Source organism: Salinispora mooreana, assembly GCF_000379065.1.
GTDB classification, from domain to species: domain Bacteria; phylum Actinomycetota; class Actinomycetes; order Mycobacteriales; family Micromonosporaceae; genus Micromonospora; species Micromonospora mooreana.
In genome coordinates this window covers 3503299-3526332 of sequence record NZ_KB900614.1, presented here as the reverse complement: position 1 = coordinate 3526332, position 23034 = coordinate 3503299, and the positions used below count along the sequence as shown (strand labels likewise).

Genomic DNA, 23034 nt, shown 5'->3' with positions numbered 1-23034 from the left:
GGTGCAGGTGCCGGCTGTGCTGGGCGAGCCGATCCGATTCGTGCTGAACTGGGGCCGGCGCTACTCGCTCTGGGTCTTCAACTTCGGCCTCGCCTGCTGCGCCATCGAGTTCATCGCCACCAGCATGAGTCGGCACGACTTCATGCGCCTCGGGGTGATCCCGTTCGCGCACGGTCCCCGGCAGGCCGACCTCATGGTGGTGTCGGGCACGGTCACCGACAAGATGGCCCCCGCCATCAAACGGCTCTACGACCAGATGCCGGAGCCGAAGTACGTGATCTCCTTCGGCGCCTGCTCGAACTGCGGCGGGCCGTACTGGGACTCGTACTCGGTCACCAAGGGCGTTGACCAGCTCATCCCGGTCGACGTATACGTTCCGGGCTGCCCACCCCGCCCGGAGGCGCTGCTGCACGGCATCCTGCGGCTGCAGGAGAAGATCGCCGCCGAGGAGGCCGGCGTCGGCGGGGTCTCCCGTCCGGACGCCCTCGCCGCGCCGGCCGACGCCCTCGCCCCCCGCTCCGCCGAGTCGCTGACCGCCCCGCCAGTCCGTCCGCCCGACCCCTCCTGACCCGATACCTTCTGGGGCGTCCCCAGCTCGGGCGGTGAGGTCCGCGGTGGAGATTGGCCGCCGCTGGGCAACGCACGCCGACTCCAGCGGTCATAGGATCGGCGACATGACTCTGGACGAGGTAGGCCAGCGGATGGCCGCGTTGCTCGCCCCGGTCGAGGTCACCACCTCGGTCTCCGGCGGTCAGGCGTACGCCCGCGCCACCGTTGACGTGCCCGCGGAGAGCTGGCCCGACGCGCTGCGCGCAGCCCGGGACGACGCTGAACTGGCCTGTGACTTCTTCGACTGGCTCTCCGCGGTGGACGAGCTGGCCGCCGGGTTCGACGTGGTGGTGCACCTGTGGTCCAGCACGCGTCGGCACGGGCTGCTGCTGCGCACCCGGGTGCCCCGCGCGGCGCCGCAGGTCGCCTCGGTGGTCGACATCTTTCCGGGTGCGGCCTGGCACGAGCGCGAGACACACGAGATGTTCGGCATCGACTTCGTCAACCACGTCGGCCTCACGCCGCTCCTGTTGCCCCCGGAGTTCGAGGGGCATCCGCTGCGTAAGGAGTTCGTCCTCGCCTCCCGGGTGGCCAAACCCTGGCCGGGGGCGAAGGAGCCGGGCGAGGCCAAGGCCGGTGGCGGTCGCCGGCCGATGCGCCCACCGGGCGTGCCGGCGCCGGGGGAGTGGGGCCCGGCACCGACTCCCCCCGCGAGCGGGGGGACGGCCTGATGCCGCTCTGGGCGGAGCTGCTACTCCGGGTCGGTGCGGTGCTGGTCGCCTTCCTCGCCCTGCCGTTGCTGGTCGGCCAGGCCGAGCACAAGATCATGGCGCACATGCAGGGCCGGCTGGGCCCGATGTACGCCGGCGCCTACCACGGCTGGGCACAGCTGATCGCGGACGGCGTGAAGTTCGTGCAGAAGGAGGAGATCACCCCCCACGGTGCGGACCGTCCGGTGTTCCGGCTCGCCCCGGTGGTGGCCCTGGTGCCCTACCTGCTGGTGCTGCTGGTGATCCCACTCGGGCCGGGTGACCTGGTCGGGCAACCGCTGGACATCGGACTCTTCTTCGTGCTGGCCGTGGTCGGTGTCGGTGTGGTCGCCGTGTTGATGTCGGCGTGGGCCTCCGCCAACAAGTACAGCCTCCTCGGCGGTCTGCGCGCCGCGGCCCAGCTACTCGGCTACGAGTTGCCGTTCGTGCTCGCCGCCGCGTCGGTGGCGATGGCGGCCGGCACGCTGAGCCTGCCGGGCATCGTCGAGGCGTGGCAGCCCTGGTGGCTGATCTGGCAGGCCCCCGCGATGATTGTCTTCTTCGTGGCGGGGCTCGCCGAGATCCGGCGGCCACCGTTCGACATGCCGATCGCCGACTCGGAGCTGGTGTTCGGCTACCTGACCGAGTACACCGGCCTGCGCTTCGCGTTCTTCCTGCTCGCCGAGTACGTGGGGGTCGTGGTGATCGCCGCGCTCACCACCGTGCTGTTCCTCGGCGGTTGGCAGGGGCCGTTCGCCGACGCGCAGCTCGGCTGGCTCTGGACCCTGCTCAAGGTCGCCGCGGTGAGCTTCGTGATCATCTGGTTCCGGGTCAGCTACCCTCGCCTGCGCGCCGATCAGCTCCAGCGGCTCTGTTGGCTGGTGCTGGTCCCCGTGTCGCTGGCCCAGCTTGTCCTAACCGTCACCGTCCGCATCGCCCTCTAGCGCATGTCGTCCCTTAGCGTTGCGGAGTGATGCCTCGCAAGCTCGGCTATCTGTACGGCATCGGCGCGTACGTGCTCTGGGGCTTCTCGCCGCTCTACATGAGACTGCTGCGGCCGGCCAGCCCGCTGGAGATCCTGGCCCACCGGATCGTCTGGTCCGTGGTCTTCGTCGCGCTGGTGCTGGCAGCAATGCGCAACCGCAACTTCCTGCGAGCGCTGCTGCGCAGACCGCGGGCCCTGGCCGCGCTCGGCATCGCCGCCGCACTGGTCGCCCTCAACTGGGGCACGTACATCTACGGGGTCAACTCCGAGCGGGTGGTGGAGACCTCCCTCGGATACTTCGTCAACCCGCTCGTCGTGGTGCTACTCGGAGTCTTCGTCCTGCGGGAGCGGCTGCGCCCCGCGCAGTGGGCGGCATTGGGCGTGGGCGGGGTAGCGGTCGTGGTGCTGACCGTCGACTACGGCCGTCCACCATACCTGGCGCTGGTCCTCGCGTTCACTTTCGCCGGGTACGGGCTGGTCAAGAAGCGCCTTGGCCTGCCCGCGGCCGAGGGGCTCTTCGTGGAGTCGGCGGTCCTCGCCCTACCCGCGCTCGCGTACCTGGTGTGGCTGGGTGGCACCGGCGGGGCCGCGTTCGGGGCGGTGTCGGCGGGACACACCGCCCTGCTGGTCTCGGCCGGAGCGGCAACCGCGATTCCCCTGCTGATGTTCGCTGGTGCGGCCAACCGGCTGCCGTTGACCAGCCTCGGGATGCTTCAGTATCTCGCCCCGATCATCCAACTCGGCTGCGGCGTCATCATCTTCCGCGAGCCCATGCCCCCCGCTCGCCTGGTGGGCTTCGCCCTGGTCTGGCTCGCGCTCGTCGTCTTCACCGTCGATGCCGTCCGCGCCGCCCGTCGCCTCGCCCCGCACCCTGCGGAAGGAGGTCTGGCCGCGGTTCAATCCGGTACGGCTATCTCCCCCCGGCAGGAGCGCAAGATCATTCCAGGCTGAACTGTCGGTCCTGAGTGGTGCCTGGTTCTGGGCTAGCCCCAATGCCGTTCAGTGAGGGCGGGGGCCGGTGTGTCAACGTTCGCCGGTGGGGTGACAGGTGGGTCAGGACTTCGACGCCGATGACGCCGACCAGGTCGATTACGGTGTCGGTGATGATGCCGGCGGCGTGCACGACCTGGTCGCGGGCGGTGTTCAGGGCGGTGGTGAAACTGGCCCGATGGTGTTACTTCGCGCCGATAAGGGCGACCAGGGCGTTCGCGGTCCGGAAGTACGGGTTGCGGCCGAGGTCGCCGACGGTGGTGATGTTGAAGGCTTCCTTGAGCAGCTTGGCGTCGCCGTCGCTGACCCCGGAGAGGGCGGACACCGGGGCGTCGACGATCTCGGTGAGGGTCTTGTCCTGGTAGGCCTTGTCAACCAGCTTGCCGAGGTCGGCGGTGACGGGCATGCGCACTCCTTTGCCACTCCGGCCGGAGGCTCCGGCCGGATACGGATGAACCTGCCAAATTAGAACACGGCTACTCCATCCGATTCCACTATGGATCTTTGACGAGTTGAGCATTTTCCTCGCCGGAGTGAGGTGAGGACCTCGTTGCTGGCGCGGGCGGCACGCTCGCTGCGAGCCTGTCCCGCTACTCAGACTAGACCGGCGTCGTTGACCAGAAGCGCCACCTGGACCCGGTTATTGAGGTCCAGTTTCGCCAGCAGCCGCGACACGTACGCCTTGACCGTCGCCACACTCATGAACAGCTCCCCCGCAATCTCGGCGTTGCTGCGGCCCCGGCCAAGCGCGATCGCGACCTCCCGCTCCCGCTCACTCAACACGGCAAGACGCCCCTGTGCCCGCTGCCGGCGCGAATCAGCGCCAACGCCCCCGGTGACGTGCGCGACCAGTTGGCGGGTGACCGTCGGAGACAACATGGTCTCACCCACCGCCACCCGTCGGATGGCATGCACGATCTCAGCCGGTGCGGTGTCCTTGAGCAGAAACCCAGCCGCCCCAGCCCGCAACGCCCGCAGCACCTGCTCGTCAGCGTCGAATGTCGTCAGCACCAGTACTTCAGGCGCGTTGGGCTCAGACCGCAACTTCTCAGTGGCCGCCAACCCATCGAGCCGCGGCATACGGATGTCCATCAACACGACGTCCGGCGCGTACGCGGCCACGGCAGCAGGCACCTCGGCGCCATCGGTGGCCTCCCCCACGACCAGAAGGTCCGCCACACCGTCGATAATCATCGACAGCGCAGCCCGAACCAGCGGATCGTCGTCGACGATCAACACTCGAACCACACCAGCCGGTGCCCCACCACCCGCCGGCAAGCCGTTCGACCCCGCGGGGCCCGGCTTGCCGGACGGACTGGTCAGGCCGGCCATGGCAGCCACGCAGCGAGCCGGAAGTGCCCGCCCGCGTCCCGTCCGTACTCCAACCGCCCGCCAGCCAGACCGACCCGCTCGGCCACACCGACAAGCCCAGTCCCGGCGCCGGGAATATCAGCACCAGAACCGGCCGCGGGGCTTCCCACGCCCTGCCCCGCCACGCCAACCGGCCAGGGATTGCGGATCTCGACAGTGAGCCCGTCGCCCCGGCGCCCGGTGAGCCGCACGTCGACCACCACACCCGGGGCGTGCTTGCGGGCGTTGGTCAGCCCCTCCTGCACGATCCGGTACACGCTGCGCCCCACCGTGGGCGGCAGCTCCACCCGGTCGGCGACTTGCTCGACGAGACTCACCCGGGCACCGGCGGCTCGAGACTCGCTGATCAGCGTCGGCACGTCGACGAGGGTGGGCTGAGGTCGTTCCGGTTCGGCGCCCTCCGCCACTCCGGTCTCCGCCCGGAGTACCCCGATCACCTCCCGCAGGTCCCGCAGGGCAGCGTGTGCGCTGCCCCGGATCACCCCGGCCGCTCTGGCAACCTCCTCGGGCGAGGCATCTGGACGGAATTCCAGTGCTCCAGCGTGCAGGCTGAGCAACGAGATGCGGTGCGCCAACACATCATGCATCTCCCGGGCGATGCGGGTACGTTCCAGCTGTCGAGCCCGCGTCACCCGCAGCTGCTGCTCAGCCTCGGCCCGGTGCGCCCGCTCCCGCAGCGACACCACGAGCTGCCGACGTGCCCGGACGAACATGCCCCACGCCAGCACGGCCCCGAGGCACAACAGGATCCAACCCACGACCAACCACAGCGACCTCACCGGTTCGGGGCGTAGCCGCAGATAGATCGGTATGGCGAGCAGATGTACACCGAACATGCTGGCGGCGACCGGGAACGGCCGGTGCACGCTCACCGTGAACAGAACGATCAGCAGCGCCACGTCGCCACTGACCGAGAACAACGCCAGCGGCAGGCTGGCCAACGCCAGACCCACCGGCCAGCGCCGACGGACCCAGAGAGCACCGCAGAGCACCAGGCTGGCCAGGAAGTCGACCTCGTTGAGCCAGCTCGGTCCGACGTTCAGCGCCAACGCCGGCTCGGCCGACAGCGAATCCTCCCACGCCACCAGCGCCCAGCCGAGGGCGGCCAGGAAGCAAAGGCTGTCGACGAACCAATCCCGCAGTGTCCGCCGGGCCCGGGCCGTGGGGGCCGTCAGAGTGCCCGGAAGGAGCCAGGAGTGTTCGGATACGGCGGTGCTGGTCACTGGTCAATCGTAGGGACCGGCCGGGGAGACCCGACAGCTACTAAAGTCGACGCCGGCCATGGCCCAAGGTCTACCCGACGACAGTCGGCCGGCCGCAGCACACCGCCGGGTGGTTCCGGCAGTTTCGATGCCATGATCATGGTCGAACACCTCACCAAGCGGTACGGCCCGCACACGGTCGTCGACAACGTCTCGTTCCACTGCGAGCGAGGCACTGTTACCGGCTTCCTCGGACCGAACGGCGCCGGCAAATCCACCACCATGCGGATGATCTGCGGGTTGACCCCGCCGACCGACGGCAGCGCAACGGTCGCCGGCCGGCCGTACCGGCAGCTACCCAATCCGGGGCGGGAGATCGGGGTGCTGCTCGACGCCTCGGCCCAGCACTCGGGGCGCACCGGGCGGGAGACGCTGACCCTGGCGGCCATGACGATGGGTGTGGACCGTAGCCGGGTCGCCGAGGCGCTGGACCTGGTCGGATTGAACGCGGTCGCCGCCAGGCGGCGGGTCGGGGCGTATTCGTTGGGGATGCGGCAGCGGCTCGGCCTAGCGCTGGCGCTGCTGGGTGACCCCCGGGTGCTGATCCTCGACGAGCCGGCCAACGGCTTGGACCCAGAGGGCATCTACTGGATGCGCGGCCTGCTGCGCGACTTCGCCGACCGGGGTGGCACCGTGCTGCTGTCGTCGCACCTGCTGCGCGAGGTGGAGGCAGTCGCCGACCGGCTGCTGGTGATCGGCGGCGGCCGGATTGTTGCCCAGGGCGCCAGGGACGAGTTGCTCGCCGACACGGGCACCCTGGTCCGGGCACGGGACTCGCATGCCCTGCGGCTCACTCTGCAGCGGGCCGCACTGGACGCCACCGCCGACACCACTGGCGGATTCGTCGTGCACGCCGAGCCGGGCGTCGTGGGCCAGGCCGCCGCCGACGCCGGGGTGGTCCTCACCGAACTGCGGCCCGCCGCCGACGGCGGCCTCGAACAGCTCTTCCTCACCCTCACCGCGGGCGCGACCACGAAGGAGGCCGTCAAGTGACCATGACCGCCGAGCCCACCACCGAGCCCACCACCGAGGCGGCCCCCCGCGTCGCGGCCGCCAGGCCGTCCATAGCCCGACTGACCTCGATCGAGCTACGCAAGCTCACCGACACCCGGGCCGGCCGCTGGCTGCTGGCCACCATCGGGCTGATCGCGGTCGCCATCGCCGTGGTGCAGCTGTTCGTGCTGGACGACGCGGAGCAGACCTTCACCAGCTTCCTCTCCCCGTCGCTGCTCCCGGTGGGCCTGCTGCTGCCGGTGGTCGGCATCCTGTCAATCACCTCGGAGTGGACGCAGCGCACCGCGCTGACCACGTACGCCCTGGTCCCACATCGGGAACGGGTGGTGCTGGCCAAGCTCGCGGCGGTGGTGCTGGCGGCAGTCGCGTCGGTGCTGGTGAGCCTGGCCGTGGCCGCCGCCGGCACCCTCGCCGCCAAGGCCACCGGTGGCGCGGGAAGCTGGGACGGCGAGTGGGCGTTGGTACTGAACGCGGTCGTGTTCCAGTTGGTCAACGTACTGATGGGGGCCGCGTTTGGCCTGCTGCTGCTCAACACCCCGCTGGCGATCGTCGGCTATCTGCTGCTGCCGACGGTCTGGAGTATCCTCGCCGCGATGATCTCGGCGCTACAGGGCCCAGCCAACTGGCTCGACACCTCGGTCACCATGGAACCGCTCTTTGGCAATGAGATGACCGCCGGGCAGTGGGGCCGGCTGGCGGTCTCGGTACTGGTCTGGGTGGCCGTACCCTTGGTCGCCGGCCTGCTGCGGACCCTGAGGCGGGAGGTTTCCTGAAGGGATCGCACCACATCGACTCGTGAAGCGCGAACACGACCTGCGCGTCACTCATCACGTCTGACGGGATCGCAACAAGCGTCGTATGACGGCGAACTGTGCCGCCCTCGGCCGCAGAGCTGGGCGGGGCAATGTCACCGACTCACCGGCGGAAACTCACGGCGGCTCCGTCAGCGCAGTGGGGTGTGTGCGGGGTCGACCCGCTCGGCCGGTGGGGGCGGCGGTGGGGCGGTGCCGTCGCCGAAGGGGCGACCACCCAGCTCCCCCCGTCCGTGCGGGGTCAGCCAGTTCGCCAGGTCCGGGCCGAGCGGGACGATCCCGGTCGGGTTGAGGTCCCCGTGCACCTCGTAGTAGTGCCGCTTGATGTGATCGAAGTCGATGGTGTCGCCGAATCCGGGGGTCTGGAACAGGTCCCGGGCGTACGCCCAGAGCACCGGCATCTCGGTCAACTTGCTGCGGTTGCACGTGAAGTGGCCGTGGTAGACCGGGTCGAAGCGGACCAGCGTGGTGAACAGCCGTACGTCCGCCTCGGTGATCGTCTCGCCGACCAGGTAGCGGCGTTCGGCGAGCCGGTCGCTCAGCCAGTCCAGCCGGTCGAACAGCCGCCGGTACGCCCGGTCGTACGCCGACTGGCTGCCGGCGAAGCCGCACCGGTAGACCCCGTTGTTGACATCGGCGAAGACCACCGCGTTCACCTCGTCGATCTCGTCCCGGAGCCGCTGCGGGTAGAGCTCCGGTGCCCCGTCGCGGTGGTACGCGGTCCACTCGGTGGACAGGTCGAGACTCATCTGCGCGAAGTCGTTGGTCACCACCTGCCCGGTCGGCACGTCGATGATCGCGGGGACCGTGATCCCGCGGTCGTAGCCGGGGAAGCGCGCGAAGTAGGCGTCCGCGAGCCGTTCGATGTCGAGCACCGGATCCCGCCCGCCGGGGTCGAGGTCGAAGCTCCAGCTTCGCCGGTCGTGGGTCGGGCCCGCGATCGCCATCGAGAGGACGCCCTCCAGCCCGAGTAGTCGTCGGACGATGACCAGCCGGTTCGCCCACGGGCAGGCGCGACTCACCGCCAGTCGGTACCGCCCCGGCTCCACCGGCCAGCCGTCTTCACCGTCGGCGGTGATCCGGGTGGCGATGTAGCGCTGATCCCGGGTGAACTCACCGCCCGGCTCGACGTACCTCCCGCCGGTGCGGCGCAGCGCCGCCTCGCCGCTGCCCGCCGTCGCGCCCTCGGTCACGCCGCCCCCTCTGGTCGTCGCGATGCGCCCACCACCCATCATCGCCGGATCAGACGGCGCGCGAAGCGTCGCGCCGTAACCCGGCCACGCCTCGCCCGACCGATGGGTCGCCGTCGGCCGCGTCCGACAGCAGCAACGGCCGCCGCGGCCGATGATCGCCGCCCGCCGCACTCCGCATCGGGTGGTGGTCGCGCCCGCCGGGGGGCACAGGGCAGGATGGTCGGCATGACCGACCCCAGCGAGCGCAGCGACCCGGCCGACGGTGAGCGCAGCCTGCCCGGCGCGGGCCTGGTCAAGGGCCTCGCGGTCACGCTGAAGACGATGACCCGCCGCTCGGCCACCCAGCAGTACCCGGATGTCGCCCCGGCCTTGCCGCCGCGCTCGCGCGGCGTGATCGCGCTGGTCGAGGAGAACTGCACGGTCTGCATGCTGTGCGCCCGCGAGTGTCCGGACTGGTGCATCTACATCGACTCGCACAAGGAGGAGGTGGTGGTGCCCGGGGCGGCTCGCCCCCGCCAGCGCAACGTGCTGGACCGGTTCGACATCGACTTCTCGCTCTGCATGTACTGCGGGATCTGCATCGAGGTCTGCCCGTTCGACGCGCTCTACTGGTCCCCGGAGTTCGAGTACGCCGAGTACGACATCAAGGACCTCCTGCACGACAAGGAACACCTGGGCGAGTGGGTGGGCACCGTCCCGCCGCCGCCGGTGCACGACCCGAACGGCGAGCCGGCCAAGGAAGAGACCGCCGCCGCGCGTAAGGCCGCGATCCCGGCCAACCCCGCCGAACGCCCCACGGCCGCCCCGCCCCACTCCGCCGAACGTCCACCGCCCCGCCCCGGGACGCGACCAGCCGGGGAGAATGCCACCGGGGAAGGCCCGACCCCGTGACCGGCACCGACGCGCTGCTGCTCGCCCTGGGCGCGCTGGCGGTCGGCTCCGGCGCCCTGGCGGTGACCACCCGACACCTGGTCCGGGCCGGCCTCTACCTGGTGCTCTGCCTCGCCGCCGTGGCCGGGATGTACCTGGTCCTCACTGCCGAGCTGGTCGCCTGGGTGCAGGTGCTGATCTACGTGGGGGCGGTGGTGGTGTTGCTGCTCTTCGCGGTGATGCTCACCCGTGCTCCGATCGGCGCCTCCACCGACCTGGACCGGCCGGGCTGGCCGGCGGCCCTGATCGGCGGCGGCACCGGGCTCGGGCTGGCCGCGCTGCTGGTGGACGCGTACCGGTGGTCGTCGGTGCCGCTGCCCACGGCGGGCAGCGCCGAACGGATCGGGGAGCAGATCTTCGGCAGTTGGGTGCTGCCCTTCGAGGTGCTCTCGGTGCTGCTGCTCGCCGCCCTGGTGGGGGCGATCATCCTGTCCCGCCCGGACATCGGACGGTCACCGGTGGACCAGGCCGGCGTCAGCGGGGCGGACGAGGCCTCCGCCGAGGGCAGGCGGTCCCGGTGAGGCCGGTCATCCCCTACGTCACCGCCGCCCTGCTGTTCGGGCTCGGCACGTACGGGGTGCTGCGCCGGCGCAACGCCGTCCTGGTGCTGATCGCGGTCGAGTTGATGCTGAACGCGGTGAACCTGATCCTGGTCACCGCCGACACCACGGTTCGATCCCAACTGCCGCACGGCGGCCAGGTCTTCGCGCTGTTCGTGATCGTGCTGGCCGCCGCCGAGGTGGGCGTCGGGCTGGCCATCGTGCTGCAGCTCTACCGGCTGCGCGCCAGCGTGGCCGTGGACGAGGTGCCGCTGGCCGAGCCCCCGCCCGCCACGGCGGCCACCCCTGGGGAGGCAGACCGGTGACCAGGCCCGTCCTGCTCGGCACGCTGCTGCCGGCCGTACCCCTGGTGACCGGCCTGCTCGGCCTCCTGCTGCCGCCGGCTTCCCCGCACGCCGGTGCGGCGCGGCGACGGGCCCGCCGGGCGGCGATCACCCTCGGGACGACCGGCGCGGCCCTGTCGTTGCTCCTCGCCGTCGCCCTGCTGGTCACCCTCGACGCCCCGGCCGAGGCCACCCGGACCTGGATCGACTTCGGCGACCTGACGGTCACCCTCGGCGTCCGGCTGGACTCGACGGTGGCGCTGGTGGCGGTCGCCGTCGCCGCGGTGGCCCTCGCGGTGCAGGTCTACTCGATCGGCTACCTCCGGCGCGGCCCGCACGACGAGGTGGACGTCGACCACCGCTACCCGCCGTACGCGGCCCAGATCAGCCTCTTCACCGCCGCGATGCTGCTGGTGGTGGTCGCCGGAGACCTCATCCTGCTGCTGGTCGGCTGGGAGGTGATGGGCCTCTGCTCGTACCTCCTGATCGCCCATGAGCGACGGCTGCCCGCAGCACCCGGCGCCGCGATGAAGGCCTTCTTGGTCACCCGGGTGGGTGACGTCGGCTTCCTGCTCGGGATCGCGCTGCTCGGTGTCTCCGCGGGCAGCTTCCGGATCGCCGACGTGCTCGGCCACGACCACGCCACCGGCCTGCTCACCGCCGCCTGCCTGCTGTTGCTCGCCGGGGTGGCCGGCAAGAGCGCCCAGTTCCCGTTGCACACCTGGCTGCCCGACGCGATGGCCGGCCCCACCCCGATCTCCGCGCTGATCCACGCGGCGACCATGGTGGCCGCCGGGGTCTACGTCGTCGCCCGGCTCTTCCCCCTCTTCGTGCAGGTGCCGGTCGCCCTGGCGGTGCTCGGCGTGCTGGCCTCGATCACCCTGCTGCTCGGCGCGTTCGCCGCCATCGCCCAGGACGACCTCAAGCGGGTCCTCGCCTGGTCAACGGTCTCCCAGCTCGGCTACCTGACCGGTGCGCTGGCCGTGGGCGCGCCCGCGGCGGCCCTGTTCCACCTGCTCACCCACGCCGCGTTCAAGGCGCTGCTCTTCCTCGCCGCCGGGGCGGTGATCCACGCCGCGGGTACCGCGCTGATGTCCCAGCTCGGTGGCCTGCGCCGGACGATGCCGGTGACCTTCTGGTCCATGCTGGTCGGCCTCGGCGCGCTGGCCGGGCTGCCACCGCTGTCCGGCTTCTTCAGTAAGGACTCCGTGCTGTACGCCGCCGAGGAAGCCGCCCGGCACGGCGGCCCCGCCCCGGCCTGGGTGAGCTGGTCGGTGTGGCTGGCCGGGCTGGCCGGGGTCGCCCTCACCGCCGGGTACGCCACCCGGCTGCTGCTGCGGACCTTCTTCGGCGCGCCCCGCAGCCCGCTGCGTCAGCCGCACGACCCGCCCGCGGTGATGCGCTGGCCGGTGCTGCTGCTGACCGCCCCGGCGGCGCTGCTCGGTCTGGCCGGATTCTCCGGAGCCTTCGCCGGGTGGCTCGAACCGTACGGGCCGGCCACCCGGGAGCGCCCCGTGGAGCTGCTGCCCGCCGATCCGCTGGTGCACCTCGGCCCGACCGTGCTGCTGCCGCTTGTCCTGCTGGCGCTCGGGGCGGGGCTCGCCTGGGCCCGTTGGCGGCGAGATCCCGCCGATGACCCGGCCGTGCTGCTGGGCCGGCTGCGACCGCTCAGCGCCCGGGCGTTCTGGCTCGACGACCTCCAGCACACCCTGGTGGTACGCCCGATCGGCCGGCTCGCCGCTGGCGCGCGTACCGCCGACGAGGTGGTGGTGGACGGTGCGGTCACCGGCAGCGGTCGGGTCGCCTGGTGGCTCGGGGGCGGGCTGGCGGCGTGGCACCGCGCCACGCTGCCCCGGGCCGCGGCCGGTGTGCTGGCCGGCGCGCTGCTCATCGGGCTGGCGGCGGTGCTGATCGGAGGCGACGCATGAGTGGGGTCGTGGGGCAGGTCCTGCTGGTCGCGGTGCTGGCGGTGCCGGCGGCCGGCGCGGTGGCCGTCGCCGCGCTCCGGCACGACCGGGTCGCCCGACTGGTCGGTACGGTGGCCGCCGGGCTGACCCTGCTCGCCGCGCTGCCACTGGTCGCGGGCGGTGACGACGTCGGGGCGGGCACCGACCCGAGCCCCGCGGTCCGCCCCTGGCATCAGGTGGACCTGCCCTGGGTGCCCGGCCTGGACCTCCGCCTCCACCTCGGGGTGGACGGCATCTCCTGGCCGCTGGTCGTGCTGACCGCGTTGCTGACCCTGCTCTGCTGCGGCTACACCCTGTGGAGGGTCCCCAGTGGGGGGAGCGGGCGGGCCCTGGTGGCGTTGCTGCTGGTGGTCGAGGTGGGCATCCTCGGCACCTTCCTCGCCCTCGACCTGGTGCTCTTCTTCGTCTTCTTCGAGGTCGTCCTCCTGCCGATGTACGCGATCATCATTGGCTGGGGTGGGCCGGACCGGTACCGGGCGGCCCGCAAGTTCGCCCTCTACACCCTCTTCGGTTCGGTGCTGCTGCTGGTGGGCGTCCTGGTGGTGGTGACCGCTGCCGGCACCGCGGACATCGTGACGCTGACCGGTGGTACGGGGCTCGCCCGCGGGCCGCAGCTCGCCGCGTTCACCCTGCTGGCACTCGCCTTCGCGGTGAAGAGCCCGCTGTGGCCGCTGCACTCCTGGCTGCCCGACGCGCACACCCAGGCGCCCACCGTGGGCAGCGTGATCCTCGCCGGGGTGCTGCTCAAGATGGGCACCTACGGGCTGATCCGGGTCGCGGTCGGCGTCGCCCCCGAAGGCGCCGAGTGGGCCGCGCCGGCGCTCGGCGTGCTCGCTGTCGCGGCGATCCTGGTCGGCTCCCTGGTCTGCCTGGCGCAGACCGAGCTGAAGCGGCTGATCGCGTACTCCAGTGTGGGGCACATGGGCTTCGTGCTCCTCGGTGTCGCCACGCTCACCGGTACCGGGCTGCGGGCAGCCCTGATCGGCAACATCGCGCACGGGATCATCACCGGCCTGCTGTTCTTCCTCGCCGGCGCGATCAAGGACCGGGCGCACACCGGTGACCTGGCGGACCTGTCCGGGTTACGGGAGACCGCGCCCCGGCTGGCCGGTCTGCTCGGCTTCGCCGCCGTCGCCTCGCTGGGCCTGCCCGGCCTGGCCGGCTTCTGGGGAGAGGCCTTCGCCGTGATCGCCGCGGTCCGGGTCGGTGGTCCCCTCTGGCTGACCCTCGCTGTCCTCGCGGCGCTCGGTGGTGCGCTCACCGCCGCGTACCTCCTGCGGCTGCTCCGCCAGGTCACCCACGGCCGGGCCAGCTCGGCGGTGGCGCAGGTCGGGCCGGGTGTGGCGCGGGCGGAGCTGCTGACCTGGGCACCGCTGGTGTTGCTCACGCTCGCCGTGGGGTTGGCCCCGATCCTGGTCCTGGGCGTGGCCCAGGCGCCGGTTGACGCCCTGCTGCCGGGGCGCCCGTGAGCTGGGTGGAGGTACGGGCATGAGCATGGTGCAGACCGTCGACAACGTGGCGCTGCTGCCGGCGTACCTGGCCGCCGGGACGGCGGTGCTGGTGCTCCTCGCCGACCTGTTGGTGGCGCGGACGCGGGTCACCGTCTCCGCCGCCGTGCTCGGTGCGCTCACCACGGCCGCCGGCGCGATCTTCGTCGGCGGAGGCGGCGAACGTCGTACGTTCTGTGTCGGCGCCGACTGCTCGTACGTCTTCGGTGGCCGGGCTGCTCTGGTCGCCGTGCTCGTCGCGCTGCTCACCCTGGGCGTGCTGGGGCTCTCCGGGCCGCTACTGCGGGCCGGGGCGACGCCGGTGGGCGAGTACTGTTTCCTGCTCGCCGCCTCGATGACCGGTGGGGTGGCGCTCGGTGCGGCCGGTGACCTGATCACCCTGATCGTGGCGCTGGAGACCCTGACCCTTCCGTTGTACGTCCTGGTGGGCCTGCGCCGGGGCAGCCTGGCCAGCATCGAGGCGGCGGTGACCTTCTTCGTGGTCAGTGTGGTCGCCACGACGCTGACCCTGCTCGGGGCGGCCCTGCTCTACGCGGCCACCGGTGCGCTGCACCTCCGCCGGCTCGGGGTGCTCTTCGCCGAGCAGCCGGAGCTGCTCGACATCCCGCTGACCACCGTCGCCGTGGCGCTGGTCGTGGTGGGGCTGACGGTCAAGGTGGCGGCGGTGCCCTTCCACGCCTGGGCGCCCACCACCTACGACGGCGCGCCGCTGCCGGTGGCCGCGTACCTCTCCACGGTCTCGAAGCTCGGCGGGGTGGTGGCCCTGCTCGCGGTGGTGCAGCACGCCCTGCCGGCCCGGATCACCGGCCCGGTGCTCGCGCTGCTCGCGGTGTTGACCATGACCGTCGGTAACCTGGTGGCGCTGCGCCAGCGTCGCACCGTGCGGCTGCTCGCTTGGTCCTCGGTGGCCCAGGCGGGCTACATCCTCGCGCCGCTCGGCGCGCTGGCCCTCGCCGCGGGCCGCACCGGCGACGCCCGCGCCGCCGCCTACGCGGCAGCGGTGGCGTACACGGTCTTCTTCGTGGTCCTGGAGCTGGCGGCGTTCGCGGCCGTGGTCGCGCTGCGACCGGCGGGCGCGGACGGCGGCACCCTCGATGAGTTGCGGGGCGCGGCCCGGCGCCGGCCGTGGGCGGCGGTGGGGCTGGCGCTGGCACTGGTCGGCCTCGCCGGTCTGCCGCCCGGCCTCGCCGGGCTCTTCGCGAAGGTCACCGTGGTCCGGTCGCTGCTTGATGGCGGTGCCGGCTGGCTGGCCCTGGTGGTGGCGGTCAACGCGGTGCTTGGCCTGGCCTACTACCTCCGGGTCGCCGCCGCGCTCTGGTCCACCGACCGACCGGCAGCGGCGCCGGTCGACCCGGCGGTGGCGGCGGTGCCTGCGACCGGTCCGGCGGTGCCTGCGTCCAACCCGGCAGCGGCGGCGACGGGTCCGAAGGTGGTGCCGACCGACCCAAAGGTGGTGCCGACCGATCCGACAGCGGTGCTGGTCCGGGCGAAGTCAGTCGCGGTGGTCCTGGCGGCGGCGACGGTCGTGGCGCTGGTGGTCGGCTTCGCCCCGCAGCTCGTGCTCGACCTCGCCGCCCGCTGACCCAGCGGGCCTGCACCCCTCGTTACCAGGCATTTCACAGCCATATGACGGATGGTTGACGGGTACCGGTGGTGTTGAACCGGTCAGCGGATCGACGCGGTCCGCGCACCGAAGGAGTGACCGTGCACCATAACCGTCTGAAGACCGCCGCGCTGCTCGGCCTGCTCACCGCCCTGATCCTGGCGGTGGGCTACTGGTTCGGCGGCAGTGGCGGACTGGTCATCGCCGTCGTCATCTCGCTGGGGATGAACGGCGTCAGCTACTTCTACTCCGACAAGCTCGCGCTACGTGCGATGCGGGCGCAACCGGTCAGTGAGGCACAGTTCCCCGAGCTCTACCAGATGGTGCGGGAACTGGCCGGCGAGGCCCGGCAACCGATGCCTCGGCTCTACGTGAGCCCGACCAGACAGCCCAACGCGTTCGCGACCGGTCGGAACCCGCAGAACGCGGCCGTCTGCGTCACCCAGGGGATCGTCGAGATCCTCGACTATCGCGAGTTGCGTGGAGTCATCGGGCACGAGCTGTCGCACGTCTACAACCGGGACATTCTCATCTCCAGCGTGGCCGCCGGCCTGGCCGGCATCATCACCGCGTTGGCCAACCTGGCGTTCTTCATCCGGCTCGGGGGTGACGACGAGGAGGGGCGCAACCCGGTGGTGCTGCTGTTGACCATGATCCTGGGGCCGATCGCGGCCACGCTGATCCAGCTTGCGATCGGCCGTAGCCGCGAATTCCAGGCGGATGCCTCCGGCGCTCAGCTCACCCGAGACCCGTTGGCGTTGGCCAGCGCCCTCCGGAAGATTCACAAGGGCACCCAGGCGCGCCCGCTGCCGCCGCAGGGGCAGCTCACCAGCGCCGCCCACCTGATGATCGACAACCCGTTCAAGGGCGGCGGCATGGCGGCGCTCTTCTCCACCCACCCCCGGATGGAGGAGCGGGTCGCCCGGCTGGAGCAGATGGCCGGCAGCGCCGGGCCGATCCAGTACCGCTGAACCGGCTCGGTTCAGGCACCGACTCCTCCGGCGCGGCCCTGGTCCTGGCCGCCGTCGCCCGGGTCGGTGCCTGAACCAGTCAGCGGTGGGTACCACGACCTCCGTGTTCGTCTTCTTCTCCAATCGCCTGGGCTGCCTCGGCTCGGTGCTGATCAGCGCGATCCTCACGGTGATCCTGCTGCTCATCTTCGCCCGGTGAGCGCGACGGCAGCCGGCGCGACCGGCTGATGGCGATCGCAGTGGCCAGAACCGCGGCCACCAGCGCCGCGGCGAGCGCCGGCGCCCAGAGCGGCGCGACCCGCAGCACCACCGCGCCGAGCACCGCGCCGCCGAGGAGCCCCAGCAGCCGAGCCGTGCCGGCCGCACCCGCCGCGAACCGGTGCGGGTCGAAGACCACCCCCCGCACGATGGAGGTGAGCGATCCGGTGAGGTACGTCGTGGTGGCGTGGGGTATCCCGGAGCTGATCGTCACCACGCTCTGTATCCCGCTGGCCGTCGCGGCGGCGAAGAGCAGAACCAGGGAGGCGGGGTATCCGGGCCGCCCTCCGGTGGCCCACCAGCCACCCGCCACCCCGACCAGGATCAGCACCTGGGCCGCGGTGACCAGTTGGGTGCGGGAACGCCAGCCCAGCCCGGCGTGGCGCAGCGGTAGGGTGCCGGCGGCCACGCCGACCGCGTAGCCGCCGACCGCAACGGACCCACCGCTGAGCAGGCGAGGGTCGACGGCGACCAGATTGTGGCCGAGCTGGACCAGGTTGCCGGTGATCACGCTGGCGAAGAACCCACCGAGCTGGGTCACACAGAACACGTCGAGGCAGCCGGAGGAGGCGGAGAGTACGACGAGGAGACGCGCCACGGCCCGGTGCGACAGGTCCGGGTGGACGAACTTCGCGTCCTGTACTCCCGCCACCCGCATCCGGCTGCCCTTCCCGGCCCGTCGCCTTTCACGGCCATCGCCGGGATCGCTTCTTCCCCCGTCGTCGGCTTTCATGCTCCGGACCGGGCATGGGCATATCCGAAGGGGCGCCACCGGCGACCCACTCTTGACATCACGTCAGCTTCAACTGTTCTGATCTTGTGGTGAATCTCGACGGACTACGGGTTGCTGTTACCGGCGCCGGGCGCGACTCCGGACGCCTCCTGGCGACCGCCTTTGCTGAGCACGGTGCGCAGGTGTTTGTCTCCGCCCGCGACGAGGCGGCAGCCAGGCGCACCACGGAATCGATCCGCCAGCGTGGGCGGGGGAGCGGCGAAGCCTTCGGCTGTGACCTGACCAGCCCCGACTCGGTACGCGCGTTCGCAGCGGCGCTGACCGACCGCACCGACCGCCTCGACGTCCTGGTCAACAATGGTGCTGGTTACCTGCACGGTGTGGACCTCGGCGACGCTGAGGACAACCACATCATCGCCACGATTGGCGGCGCCGCGACCGGTACGGTCCTGCTGACCAAACACCTGCTGGCGCTGCTGCGAGCGTCACCGCGGCCGGACATCGTCAACATGATTTCTGCCTGCGGCGAGGTTGGCCACCACCGTTCGGCGGCCCATCCCGCGTTCTACGCCGCCAAGCGCGCCCAGGCCGGCTTCGCCGAGATCATGTCCCATCGACTACGGGCCGAAGGAATCCGAGTCATCTCCCTCTTTCCGCCGGACTTCGTGCAACATGGTCCACGGACGGCCTCCGACAATCTGGCGGCACAATCTGTTGTGGATTGTGTTCTCTTCGCAGTCAGTCAACCGCGGGACTGCTGTATCCGTGAGTTTCACTTCGAGCAGGTCGTAGGCCCGGATCACTGACGGTAGTGGGCTCAACGGGCGGTCAGGCCGTCGTCAGGCCGTCAGGATGGTGATCGGGAGCGAACATCGACGAGCGCGGTGACGACGTCTGCCCAGATGATAAGGTGCGCCGGCCTGGTCGCCAGGCCGGCGCGCCTCCTTACCGGTAGTTGGTGAACTGAAGTGCCACGCCGAAGTCCTCGCCCTTCAGCATGGCGATGATGGCCTGCAGGTCGTCCTTCTTCTTGCCGGTCACGCGGAGTTGGTCACCCTGGATCTGCGCCTGGACGCCCTTCGGGCCCTCGTCGCGGATCTTCTTACTGATGGCCTTGGCCTTGTCCGTCTCGATGCCCTGGATCACCTTGCAGTCGACCCTGAACTCCTTACCCGACGCGCGAGGGTCCCCGGCGTCCAGCGATTTCAGCGAGATGCTCCGCTTGACCAGCTTCTCCTTGAAGACATCCAGCGCGGCTCGGACCCGCTCCTCGGTCTCCGCCCGAAGGCTGATCGCCTCCTCGCCAGTCCAGGAGATTTCGGCGCCGGTGCCCCGGAAGTCGAACCGCGTCGAGAGCTCCCGCTCCGTCTGGCGGAGGGCGTTGTCGACCTCCTGACGGTCGACCTTGCTCACGATGTCGAACGACGGGTTGGCTGCCATGCTGATACTCCTGTTGTCCTGGCGGTCTGTCCTGTTACGTGCATTACGGACCAGCCGTACGCCCCCTGACGGTACCCGGTTGCGGCTACGTCAGGGGGAGCCGCTATCCTTGCTCTCGCCGCCGCGTCGCGACGCGGCGGGTGCCCTGGCGGGTTGCCCGAGCGGCCAATGGGAGCGGACTGTAAATCCGTCGCGAAAGCTACGAAGGTTCGAATCCTTCACCCGCCACCAGGTGCAGAAAGAGGCCCCTGACCAGCGCAAACGCCGGTCAGGGGCCTTCTTCGTGAGTCTCACTCAGTCCCGCTCTTGCCCGCTCAATCTCGCTGGCTGTGCCGCATGCGTGTCGGAGACCTGCGTAGCTGGGACCGCGTGGTCAGTTCTTCAGGCGGAGTCGACAGCGTCGAGCAGCCGGGTCCTGTACCAGGGCCCGGCCCCGCACCGCAGGGAACCCAGACCCACCGTCACAATGTGCTGGATGCCATCGTATGAATCCCGAATCGTCCTTGTTGACGATCTGCGTTCCTTCGTTGACGGTCGCAGTGCGGATGTGGTCCGCACCAGTACAGCCGGAGCGGAACTTCTCGAGCGTTGCCGCGATCAACGGCTGGACGAGTTATGGCTTGATCATGACCTTGGAGAGGGTGACACGATCTGGCCGTTCGTCGAGGTTCTGGAGCGCGCTGCCTTCGACGGCCGACCGTTCGATGTCGGCGTCATCAACATTCATTCCGCCAACCCAACCGGAGCCGCGAAGATGGCCCAGGCCCTCCGACGTTGGGGCTACCGCGTCAACATCGCGTCGAACTCGCCGGACGTGGCCTACCTCGACAATCCCACGCGACGCAATGACCAGCGACCGACCCCCGTCCAAGAGGTCTCGTAAGCCGTCCGCACTGCGGCTAGATGCGGATGGTCACCTGGTGGCTGTCATCACGGCCTGCAGGTACGTCCGGGTGTCGTCGTCGAACGCGACGAGTCGCACCCGTTGAACGGCTGTTGGCGTGGATCTGATCGTTGCTACCGCGATTCGGGCGGCCTGTTCGGGAGGGAAGCCGTACACGCCCGTCGCGATCGCCGGGAAGGCAACTGTCCGGGCGCCGAGTTCGTCAGCAACCTGCGGACTCCTGCGGTAGCAGGAGGCCAGGACGTCACGGTATTTGTCCACAGCTTTATCCACAGGTTCGCGGGCCCTGTTGAAGCCCGCGCCTGTGCCCGGGAGCATCGTTTCGTGCCCATCGATCCGCAAGCACAGATCGGCCTCCGCCCCGAGGCGTGCCCCGGCCTCCGCCCCGAGGCGTGCCCCGGCCTCCGCCCCGAGGCGTGCCCCGGCCTCCGCCCCGAGGCGCGGCTCGATCTTGGCGCCACGTTGCGTGCCCTGCGCCATCGGGCCGATCTGAGTCAACGCGAGCTGGCGGAGCGTTCAGGCGTACCAAAGAGCACAGTGGCGCGCGGTTCGACCACCCCGACCGGCAACCGCTGGCTAGACCAGCTTCCACCGCGCCTTCAGCAGGGCAGGGCCACGGCGGCCTCGGTGAGGGCGGCGAGAGCCTCGCGGAGGCGCCAGGCGTTGCGGTCGCGCGGCCCGACCGGATTGGAGATGGTGCGTAACTCGACGAAGGGTAGGCCGGCGTGCGCGGCGGCGACGGCCACCCCGTAGCCCTCCATGGCCTCGGCCACCGCGTCGGGGTGCCGGCGGAGGAGCGAGTCGGTTCCGGCGACCGTTCCGGTGACCGTGCTGACGGTCAGCACCGGACCCACCGCGGCGGCCGGTAGCGCGGCCCGGAGTGTGGCCACCAGGTTCGGGTCCGCGGTGATGGTGGGGCCGGCGCCGAGCAACTCGGCCGGCATCCCGAGCTGGTCCACGGGGATGAAGCCCGTCGGGGAGTCAGCACCCAGGTCGGCCGCGATCGCACTGGTACCGACGACCGTTCCGCCGACCTCCACCCGATCCGGGAAGCCGCCCGCCACGCCCGCGCTGACGACCAGGCGGTACGGGCGGCCGGCGGCCTCCGCCAGGGCCAACAGCCGGGCGGTGCCGGCCCCAGCCACCGCCGAACCGACCCCGACCGGCGCTACCGTGACCGTCGGTCCCCGCCCCGCATGGACCGCCTCGGCCTCGGCGGGAACCGCGGTGACGACCAAGACGCCGGTCACGGGATCGGCCCCGGGCGGGTCTCGTCATCGCTGCTGCCCGGCCCGCCGACCGCCGACGACGGGCGGTAGAGGTGGAAACCCGGTGGTGCCGGGTCAACGTCGCCCCCGGTGCCCGGTCTCGGGGCGGGCGAGGTGGGGGTCGGGTCGCCGGAGGCGGGCTCGACCAGGGCCGACCCGTCCTCGGCGAGTTCGTCATCCGCCAACGGCCGGCCCGCCAGCCGCTCCGCCCGTAGCCGGCCCGCGACCAGGATGCCGCGGGCCGTGGCGAGCGTCGCGACCCCGGCGGAGACGGCGATGCCGAGCCGGCCGTCGAAGGGGACGAGGCCCAGCCCCCCGCCGGCGACGAAGGCGAGCATGAGCGCTGTCTCCGAGTGGGCGAACGAGCTGGCACGCAGCCGTTCGGGGAGACGTTCCTGGATCGAGGCGTCCACCGCCAGTTTGGCGATGCCGCTCGTCAATGCGGTGACCAGGCAGAGCAGGGCGACCATCAGCAGCGAGAACTTGAGCGTGGCGAGGACGGCGACCCCAGCAATGATTACCATGCCGCTGGACTGGAGCGCCGCCGGGCGGTGGATCCGGAGCCGGGTGCCGATCGCGGTGGCCAGGAAGCTGCCGATCGCCAGCGCCCCGCCGACCAGCCCGAGGGCGGCCTCGTCGCCCAGGTCCCGGCCGAAGACGACGGTGGTCAGGTCGCCGGCCTTGATCGCGAAGGCCAGGAAGAGCAGCAGGAAACCGTAGACCGCGCGCAGTGTGGCGGCGCCGATCAGAGTGGCGATCACCAGCCGGCCATGTGGGCGTCCCCGGCCGAGGGGGCGGTCGCCGGAGCTTCGCCGGAGCGCCCGCAGCGGTCGCGGTACCCGCTCGGGCGGCTCCGAGTCCGCCTTCGGTGGCAGTCGCAGGGCGATGACCATGCCGACCAGGAAGATCACTGAGGCGACCCGCAGCGGCCACTGCGGACCGAACCAGAAGGCGGCCAGACCGATCGGCGCGAGTAGGGCGCCGGCTATCGTGCCGTAGACGCTGGCTCTGGCCCCGACCTGGGAGAGCCCGAGCCCTTCCGGGAGGAGCCGGGGTACGGCGGCCGACCGGGCCACCCCGTACGCGCGGGAGAGCGCCAGCACTCCGAAGGCCGCCGGGTACAAGCCGAAGCCGTGGATGTAGTCAGAGATCAGCCACGCCAGGAACGCCCGTCCGAGCATGCTGGCGGCCAGTGCGTACCGCCGGCCGTGCCGGAAGTGATCAAGCAGGGGGCCGACCACCGGGGCGAGGAGGGCGAACGGGATCATGGTCACCAGCAGGTAGAGCGCGACCTTGCTGCGCGCCTCTCCGAGCGGCACGTTGAAGAAGATCGTCCCGGCCAGGCCGATCGCGATCAGGGTGTCGCCGGCGCAGGAGAGCGCGTGCAGGTCGAAGAGGCGGACCATGCCGGTCTCCCCGCCGGCTCCCCGGGCCCGGGCCCGCCCTACTGACTGCGTCATCCAGCGACCGCCGCTGACCGAACCGCGCAACAGCAGGCGGACGGCCTTGACGCCGGTGCCGACAGTCCACCCGAGGAAGGAGCGCTCGGAGCGGACGGAGGATGGCATGTGCACCAGTCTCACCCATCGGCTCGACGTGCGCGCCACCACTGCCACCTTTGGTTCGGGGAGTCCCTGTCAGGTG

At 71.0% G+C, this 23034-nt stretch carries 24 protein-coding genes and 1 tRNA gene; 16 read left to right on the top strand and 9 right to left on the bottom strand.

Annotated features, from left to right (window positions below):
* Position 1 precedes the first annotated feature (1 nt).
* From SALPAC6_RS0116850 to rarD, 4 genes are all read left to right on the top strand, one after another.
* Positions 2–568, top strand: coding sequence for an NADH-quinone oxidoreductase subunit B (locus tag SALPAC6_RS0116850; protein ID WP_018254547.1), 567 nt, complete (start codon positions 2–4; stop codon positions 566–568).
* Positions 569–674: 106 nt separating this feature from the next.
* A complete protein-coding gene (locus tag SALPAC6_RS0116845; protein WP_018254546.1) occupies positions 675–1280 on the top strand; it encodes an NADH-quinone oxidoreductase subunit C in 606 nt (201 codons plus the stop codon).
* A complete protein-coding gene (locus SALPAC6_RS0116840; RefSeq protein WP_026189758.1) occupies positions 1280–2242 on the top strand; it encodes a complex I subunit 1/NuoH family protein in 963 nt (320 codons plus the stop codon). Before SALPAC6_RS0116845 ends, SALPAC6_RS0116840 begins: the two co-directional genes overlap by 1 nt.
* Before the next feature lie 29 nt (positions 2243–2271).
* On the top strand, positions 2272–3234 hold the full coding sequence (gene rarD, locus SALPAC6_RS0116835; RefSeq protein ID WP_018254544.1) for an EamA family transporter RarD: 963 nt from the start codon (positions 2272–2274) through the stop codon (positions 3232–3234).
* Positions 3235–3457: 223 nt separating this feature from the next.
* Here rarD and SALPAC6_RS0116825 read toward each other — a convergent pair whose 3' ends face one another.
* From SALPAC6_RS0116825 to SALPAC6_RS0116815, 3 genes are all read right to left on the bottom strand, one after another.
* Entirely contained in the window at positions 3458–3679 is a 222-nt protein-coding gene (locus SALPAC6_RS0116825; protein ID WP_018254542.1) for a hypothetical protein, read from the bottom strand.
* A 188-nt stretch (positions 3680–3867) separates the two neighbouring features.
* Positions 3868–4614, bottom strand: coding sequence for a response regulator (locus SALPAC6_RS0116820; RefSeq protein ID WP_018254541.1), 747 nt, complete (start codon positions 4612–4614; stop codon positions 3868–3870).
* Positions 4593–5867 (bottom strand): sensor histidine kinase, encoded by a 1275-nt coding sequence (locus tag SALPAC6_RS0116815; protein WP_018254540.1) that lies wholly within the window; start codon positions 5865–5867, stop codon positions 4593–4595. The genes SALPAC6_RS0116820 and SALPAC6_RS0116815 overlap by 22 nt, the downstream gene beginning before the upstream one ends.
* Positions 5868–5999: 132 nt before the next feature.
* Between SALPAC6_RS0116815 and SALPAC6_RS0116810 the strand changes: the two genes are divergently transcribed.
* Positions 6000–6899 (top strand): ABC transporter ATP-binding protein, encoded by a 900-nt coding sequence (locus SALPAC6_RS0116810; protein WP_018254539.1) that lies wholly within the window; start codon positions 6000–6002, stop codon positions 6897–6899.
* Positions 6896–7693, top strand: a complete 798-nt coding sequence (locus tag SALPAC6_RS0116805) for a hypothetical protein (RefSeq protein ID WP_018254538.1) — start codon at positions 6896–6898, stop codon at positions 7691–7693. Before SALPAC6_RS0116810 ends, SALPAC6_RS0116805 begins: the two co-directional genes overlap by 4 nt.
* Positions 7694–7863: 170 nt before the next feature.
* On the opposite strand, the gene SALPAC6_RS0116800 is transcribed toward SALPAC6_RS0116805, so the two are convergent.
* The gene (locus SALPAC6_RS0116800; protein ID WP_018254537.1) at positions 7864–8925 is read right to left on the bottom strand and encodes a glutathione S-transferase family protein; all 1062 of its coding nucleotides are present in this window, start codon (positions 8923–8925) and stop codon (positions 7864–7866) included.
* 225 nt (positions 8926–9150) lie between these two features.
* Between SALPAC6_RS0116800 and SALPAC6_RS0116795 the strand changes: the two genes are divergently transcribed.
* From SALPAC6_RS0116795 to htpX, 7 genes are all read left to right on the top strand, one after another.
* On the top strand, positions 9151–9816 hold the full coding sequence (locus tag SALPAC6_RS0116795; RefSeq protein ID WP_018254536.1) for a NuoI/complex I 23 kDa subunit family protein: 666 nt from the start codon (positions 9151–9153) through the stop codon (positions 9814–9816).
* A complete protein-coding gene (locus SALPAC6_RS0116790; protein WP_018254535.1) occupies positions 9813–10376 on the top strand; it encodes an NADH-quinone oxidoreductase subunit J family protein in 564 nt (187 codons plus the stop codon). Before SALPAC6_RS0116795 ends, SALPAC6_RS0116790 begins: the two co-directional genes overlap by 4 nt.
* Positions 10373–10720, top strand: coding sequence for an NADH-quinone oxidoreductase subunit NuoK (gene nuoK, locus SALPAC6_RS0116785; protein WP_018254534.1), 348 nt, complete (start codon positions 10373–10375; stop codon positions 10718–10720). Before SALPAC6_RS0116790 ends, nuoK begins: the two co-directional genes overlap by 4 nt.
* Positions 10717–12666, top strand: coding sequence for an NADH-quinone oxidoreductase subunit 5 family protein (locus tag SALPAC6_RS0116780; RefSeq protein WP_018254533.1), 1950 nt, complete (start codon positions 10717–10719; stop codon positions 12664–12666). Before nuoK ends, SALPAC6_RS0116780 begins: the two co-directional genes overlap by 4 nt.
* Positions 12663–14174, top strand: coding sequence for a complex I subunit 4 family protein (locus tag SALPAC6_RS0116775; protein ID WP_018254532.1), 1512 nt, complete (start codon positions 12663–12665; stop codon positions 14172–14174). Before SALPAC6_RS0116780 ends, SALPAC6_RS0116775 begins: the two co-directional genes overlap by 4 nt.
* Before the next feature lie 19 nt (positions 14175–14193).
* Positions 14194–15795, top strand: coding sequence for an NADH-quinone oxidoreductase subunit N (locus SALPAC6_RS0116770; RefSeq protein ID WP_018254531.1), 1602 nt, complete (start codon positions 14194–14196; stop codon positions 15793–15795).
* Between the two features lie 122 nt (positions 15796–15917).
* Positions 15918–16787, top strand: coding sequence for a zinc metalloprotease HtpX (htpX, locus tag SALPAC6_RS0116765; RefSeq protein ID WP_026189756.1), 870 nt, complete (start codon positions 15918–15920; stop codon positions 16785–16787).
* A gap of 79 nt (positions 16788–16866) precedes the next feature.
* Here the strand turns inward: htpX and SALPAC6_RS0116760 are convergent, their stop codons facing one another.
* A complete protein-coding gene (locus tag SALPAC6_RS0116760) occupies positions 16867–17703 on the bottom strand; it encodes a YoaK family protein (protein WP_018254529.1) in 837 nt (278 codons plus the stop codon).
* A gap of 164 nt (positions 17704–17867) precedes the next feature.
* Here SALPAC6_RS0116760 and SALPAC6_RS0116755 point away from each other — a divergent pair, with 164 nt between their 5' ends.
* Positions 17868–18584, top strand: a complete 717-nt coding sequence (locus tag SALPAC6_RS0116755; protein ID WP_026189755.1) for an SDR family NAD(P)-dependent oxidoreductase — start codon at positions 17868–17870, stop codon at positions 18582–18584.
* A gap of 139 nt (positions 18585–18723) precedes the next feature.
* Here the strand turns inward: SALPAC6_RS0116755 and SALPAC6_RS0116750 are convergent, their stop codons facing one another.
* Positions 18724–19218: a YajQ family cyclic di-GMP-binding protein gene (locus SALPAC6_RS0116750; RefSeq protein ID WP_018254527.1), complete on the bottom strand. Its 495-nt coding sequence runs from the start codon at positions 19216–19218 to the stop codon at positions 18724–18726.
* Between the two features lie 147 nt (positions 19219–19365).
* On the opposite strand from SALPAC6_RS0116750, the gene SALPAC6_RS0116745 reads away from it, so the two are divergent.
* Both SALPAC6_RS0116745 and SALPAC6_RS0116740 read left to right on the top strand, forming a co-directional pair.
* Positions 19366–19449 (top strand) — tRNA-Tyr (locus SALPAC6_RS0116745).
* A gap of 244 nt (positions 19450–19693) precedes the next feature.
* Positions 19694–20101, top strand: a complete 408-nt coding sequence (locus SALPAC6_RS0116740; protein WP_018254526.1) for a cyclic-phosphate processing receiver domain-containing protein — start codon at positions 19694–19696, stop codon at positions 20099–20101.
* Between the two features lie 30 nt (positions 20102–20131).
* On the opposite strand, the gene SALPAC6_RS30355 is transcribed toward SALPAC6_RS0116740, so the two are convergent.
* From SALPAC6_RS30355 to SALPAC6_RS0116725, 3 genes are all read right to left on the bottom strand, one after another.
* The gene (locus SALPAC6_RS30355) at positions 20132–20602 is read right to left on the bottom strand and encodes a macro domain-containing protein (protein WP_018254525.1); all 471 of its coding nucleotides are present in this window, start codon (positions 20600–20602) and stop codon (positions 20132–20134) included.
* Positions 20603–20721: 119 nt separating this feature from the next.
* A complete protein-coding gene (locus SALPAC6_RS0116730; protein ID WP_018254524.1) occupies positions 20722–21372 on the bottom strand; it encodes a futalosine hydrolase in 651 nt (216 codons plus the stop codon).
* Positions 21369–22958, bottom strand: coding sequence for an MFS transporter (locus SALPAC6_RS0116725; RefSeq protein WP_018254523.1), 1590 nt, complete (start codon positions 22956–22958; stop codon positions 21369–21371). The genes SALPAC6_RS0116730 and SALPAC6_RS0116725 overlap by 4 nt, the downstream gene beginning before the upstream one ends.
* Positions 22959–23034 lie beyond the last annotated feature (76 nt).

Bases quoted from the DNA above. Each gene is read 5' to 3' on its own strand.
- SALPAC6_RS0116845 (WP_018254546.1), top strand. From the start codon at position 675: ATGACTCTGGACGAGGTAGGCCAGCGGATGGCCGCGTTGCTCGCCCCG.
- SALPAC6_RS0116840 (WP_026189758.1), top strand. From the start codon at position 1,280: ATGCCGCTCTGGGCGGAGCTGCTACTCCGGGTCGGTGCGGTGCTGGTC.
- rarD (WP_018254544.1), top strand. From the start codon at position 2,272: ATGCCTCGCAAGCTCGGCTATCTGTACGGCATCGGCGCGTACGTGCTC.
- SALPAC6_RS0116825 (WP_018254542.1), bottom strand. From the start codon at position 3,679: ATGCCCGTCACCGCCGACCTCGGCAAGCTGGTTGACAAGGCCTACCAG.
- SALPAC6_RS0116810 (WP_018254539.1), top strand. From the start codon at position 6,000: ATGATCATGGTCGAACACCTCACCAAGCGGTACGGCCCGCACACGGTC.
- SALPAC6_RS0116795 (WP_018254536.1), top strand. From the start codon at position 9,151: ATGACCGACCCCAGCGAGCGCAGCGACCCGGCCGACGGTGAGCGCAGC.
- SALPAC6_RS0116775 (WP_018254532.1), top strand. From the start codon at position 12,663: ATGAGTGGGGTCGTGGGGCAGGTCCTGCTGGTCGCGGTGCTGGCGGTG.
- SALPAC6_RS0116770 (WP_018254531.1), top strand. From the start codon at position 14,194: ATGAGCATGGTGCAGACCGTCGACAACGTGGCGCTGCTGCCGGCGTAC.
- SALPAC6_RS0116760 (WP_018254529.1), bottom strand. From the start codon at position 17,703: ATGCGGGTGGCGGGAGTACAGGACGCGAAGTTCGTCCACCCGGACCTG.
- SALPAC6_RS0116750 (WP_018254527.1), bottom strand. From the start codon at position 19,218: ATGGCAGCCAACCCGTCGTTCGACATCGTGAGCAAGGTCGACCGTCAG.
- SALPAC6_RS0116740 (WP_018254526.1), top strand. From the start codon at position 19,694: ATGCCATCGTATGAATCCCGAATCGTCCTTGTTGACGATCTGCGTTCC.
- SALPAC6_RS30355 (WP_018254525.1), bottom strand. From the start codon at position 20,602: ATGGCGCAGGGCACGCAACGTGGCGCCAAGATCGAGCCGCGCCTCGGG.
- SALPAC6_RS0116725 (WP_018254523.1), bottom strand. From the start codon at position 22,958: ATGCCATCCTCCGTCCGCTCCGAGCGCTCCTTCCTCGGGTGGACTGTC.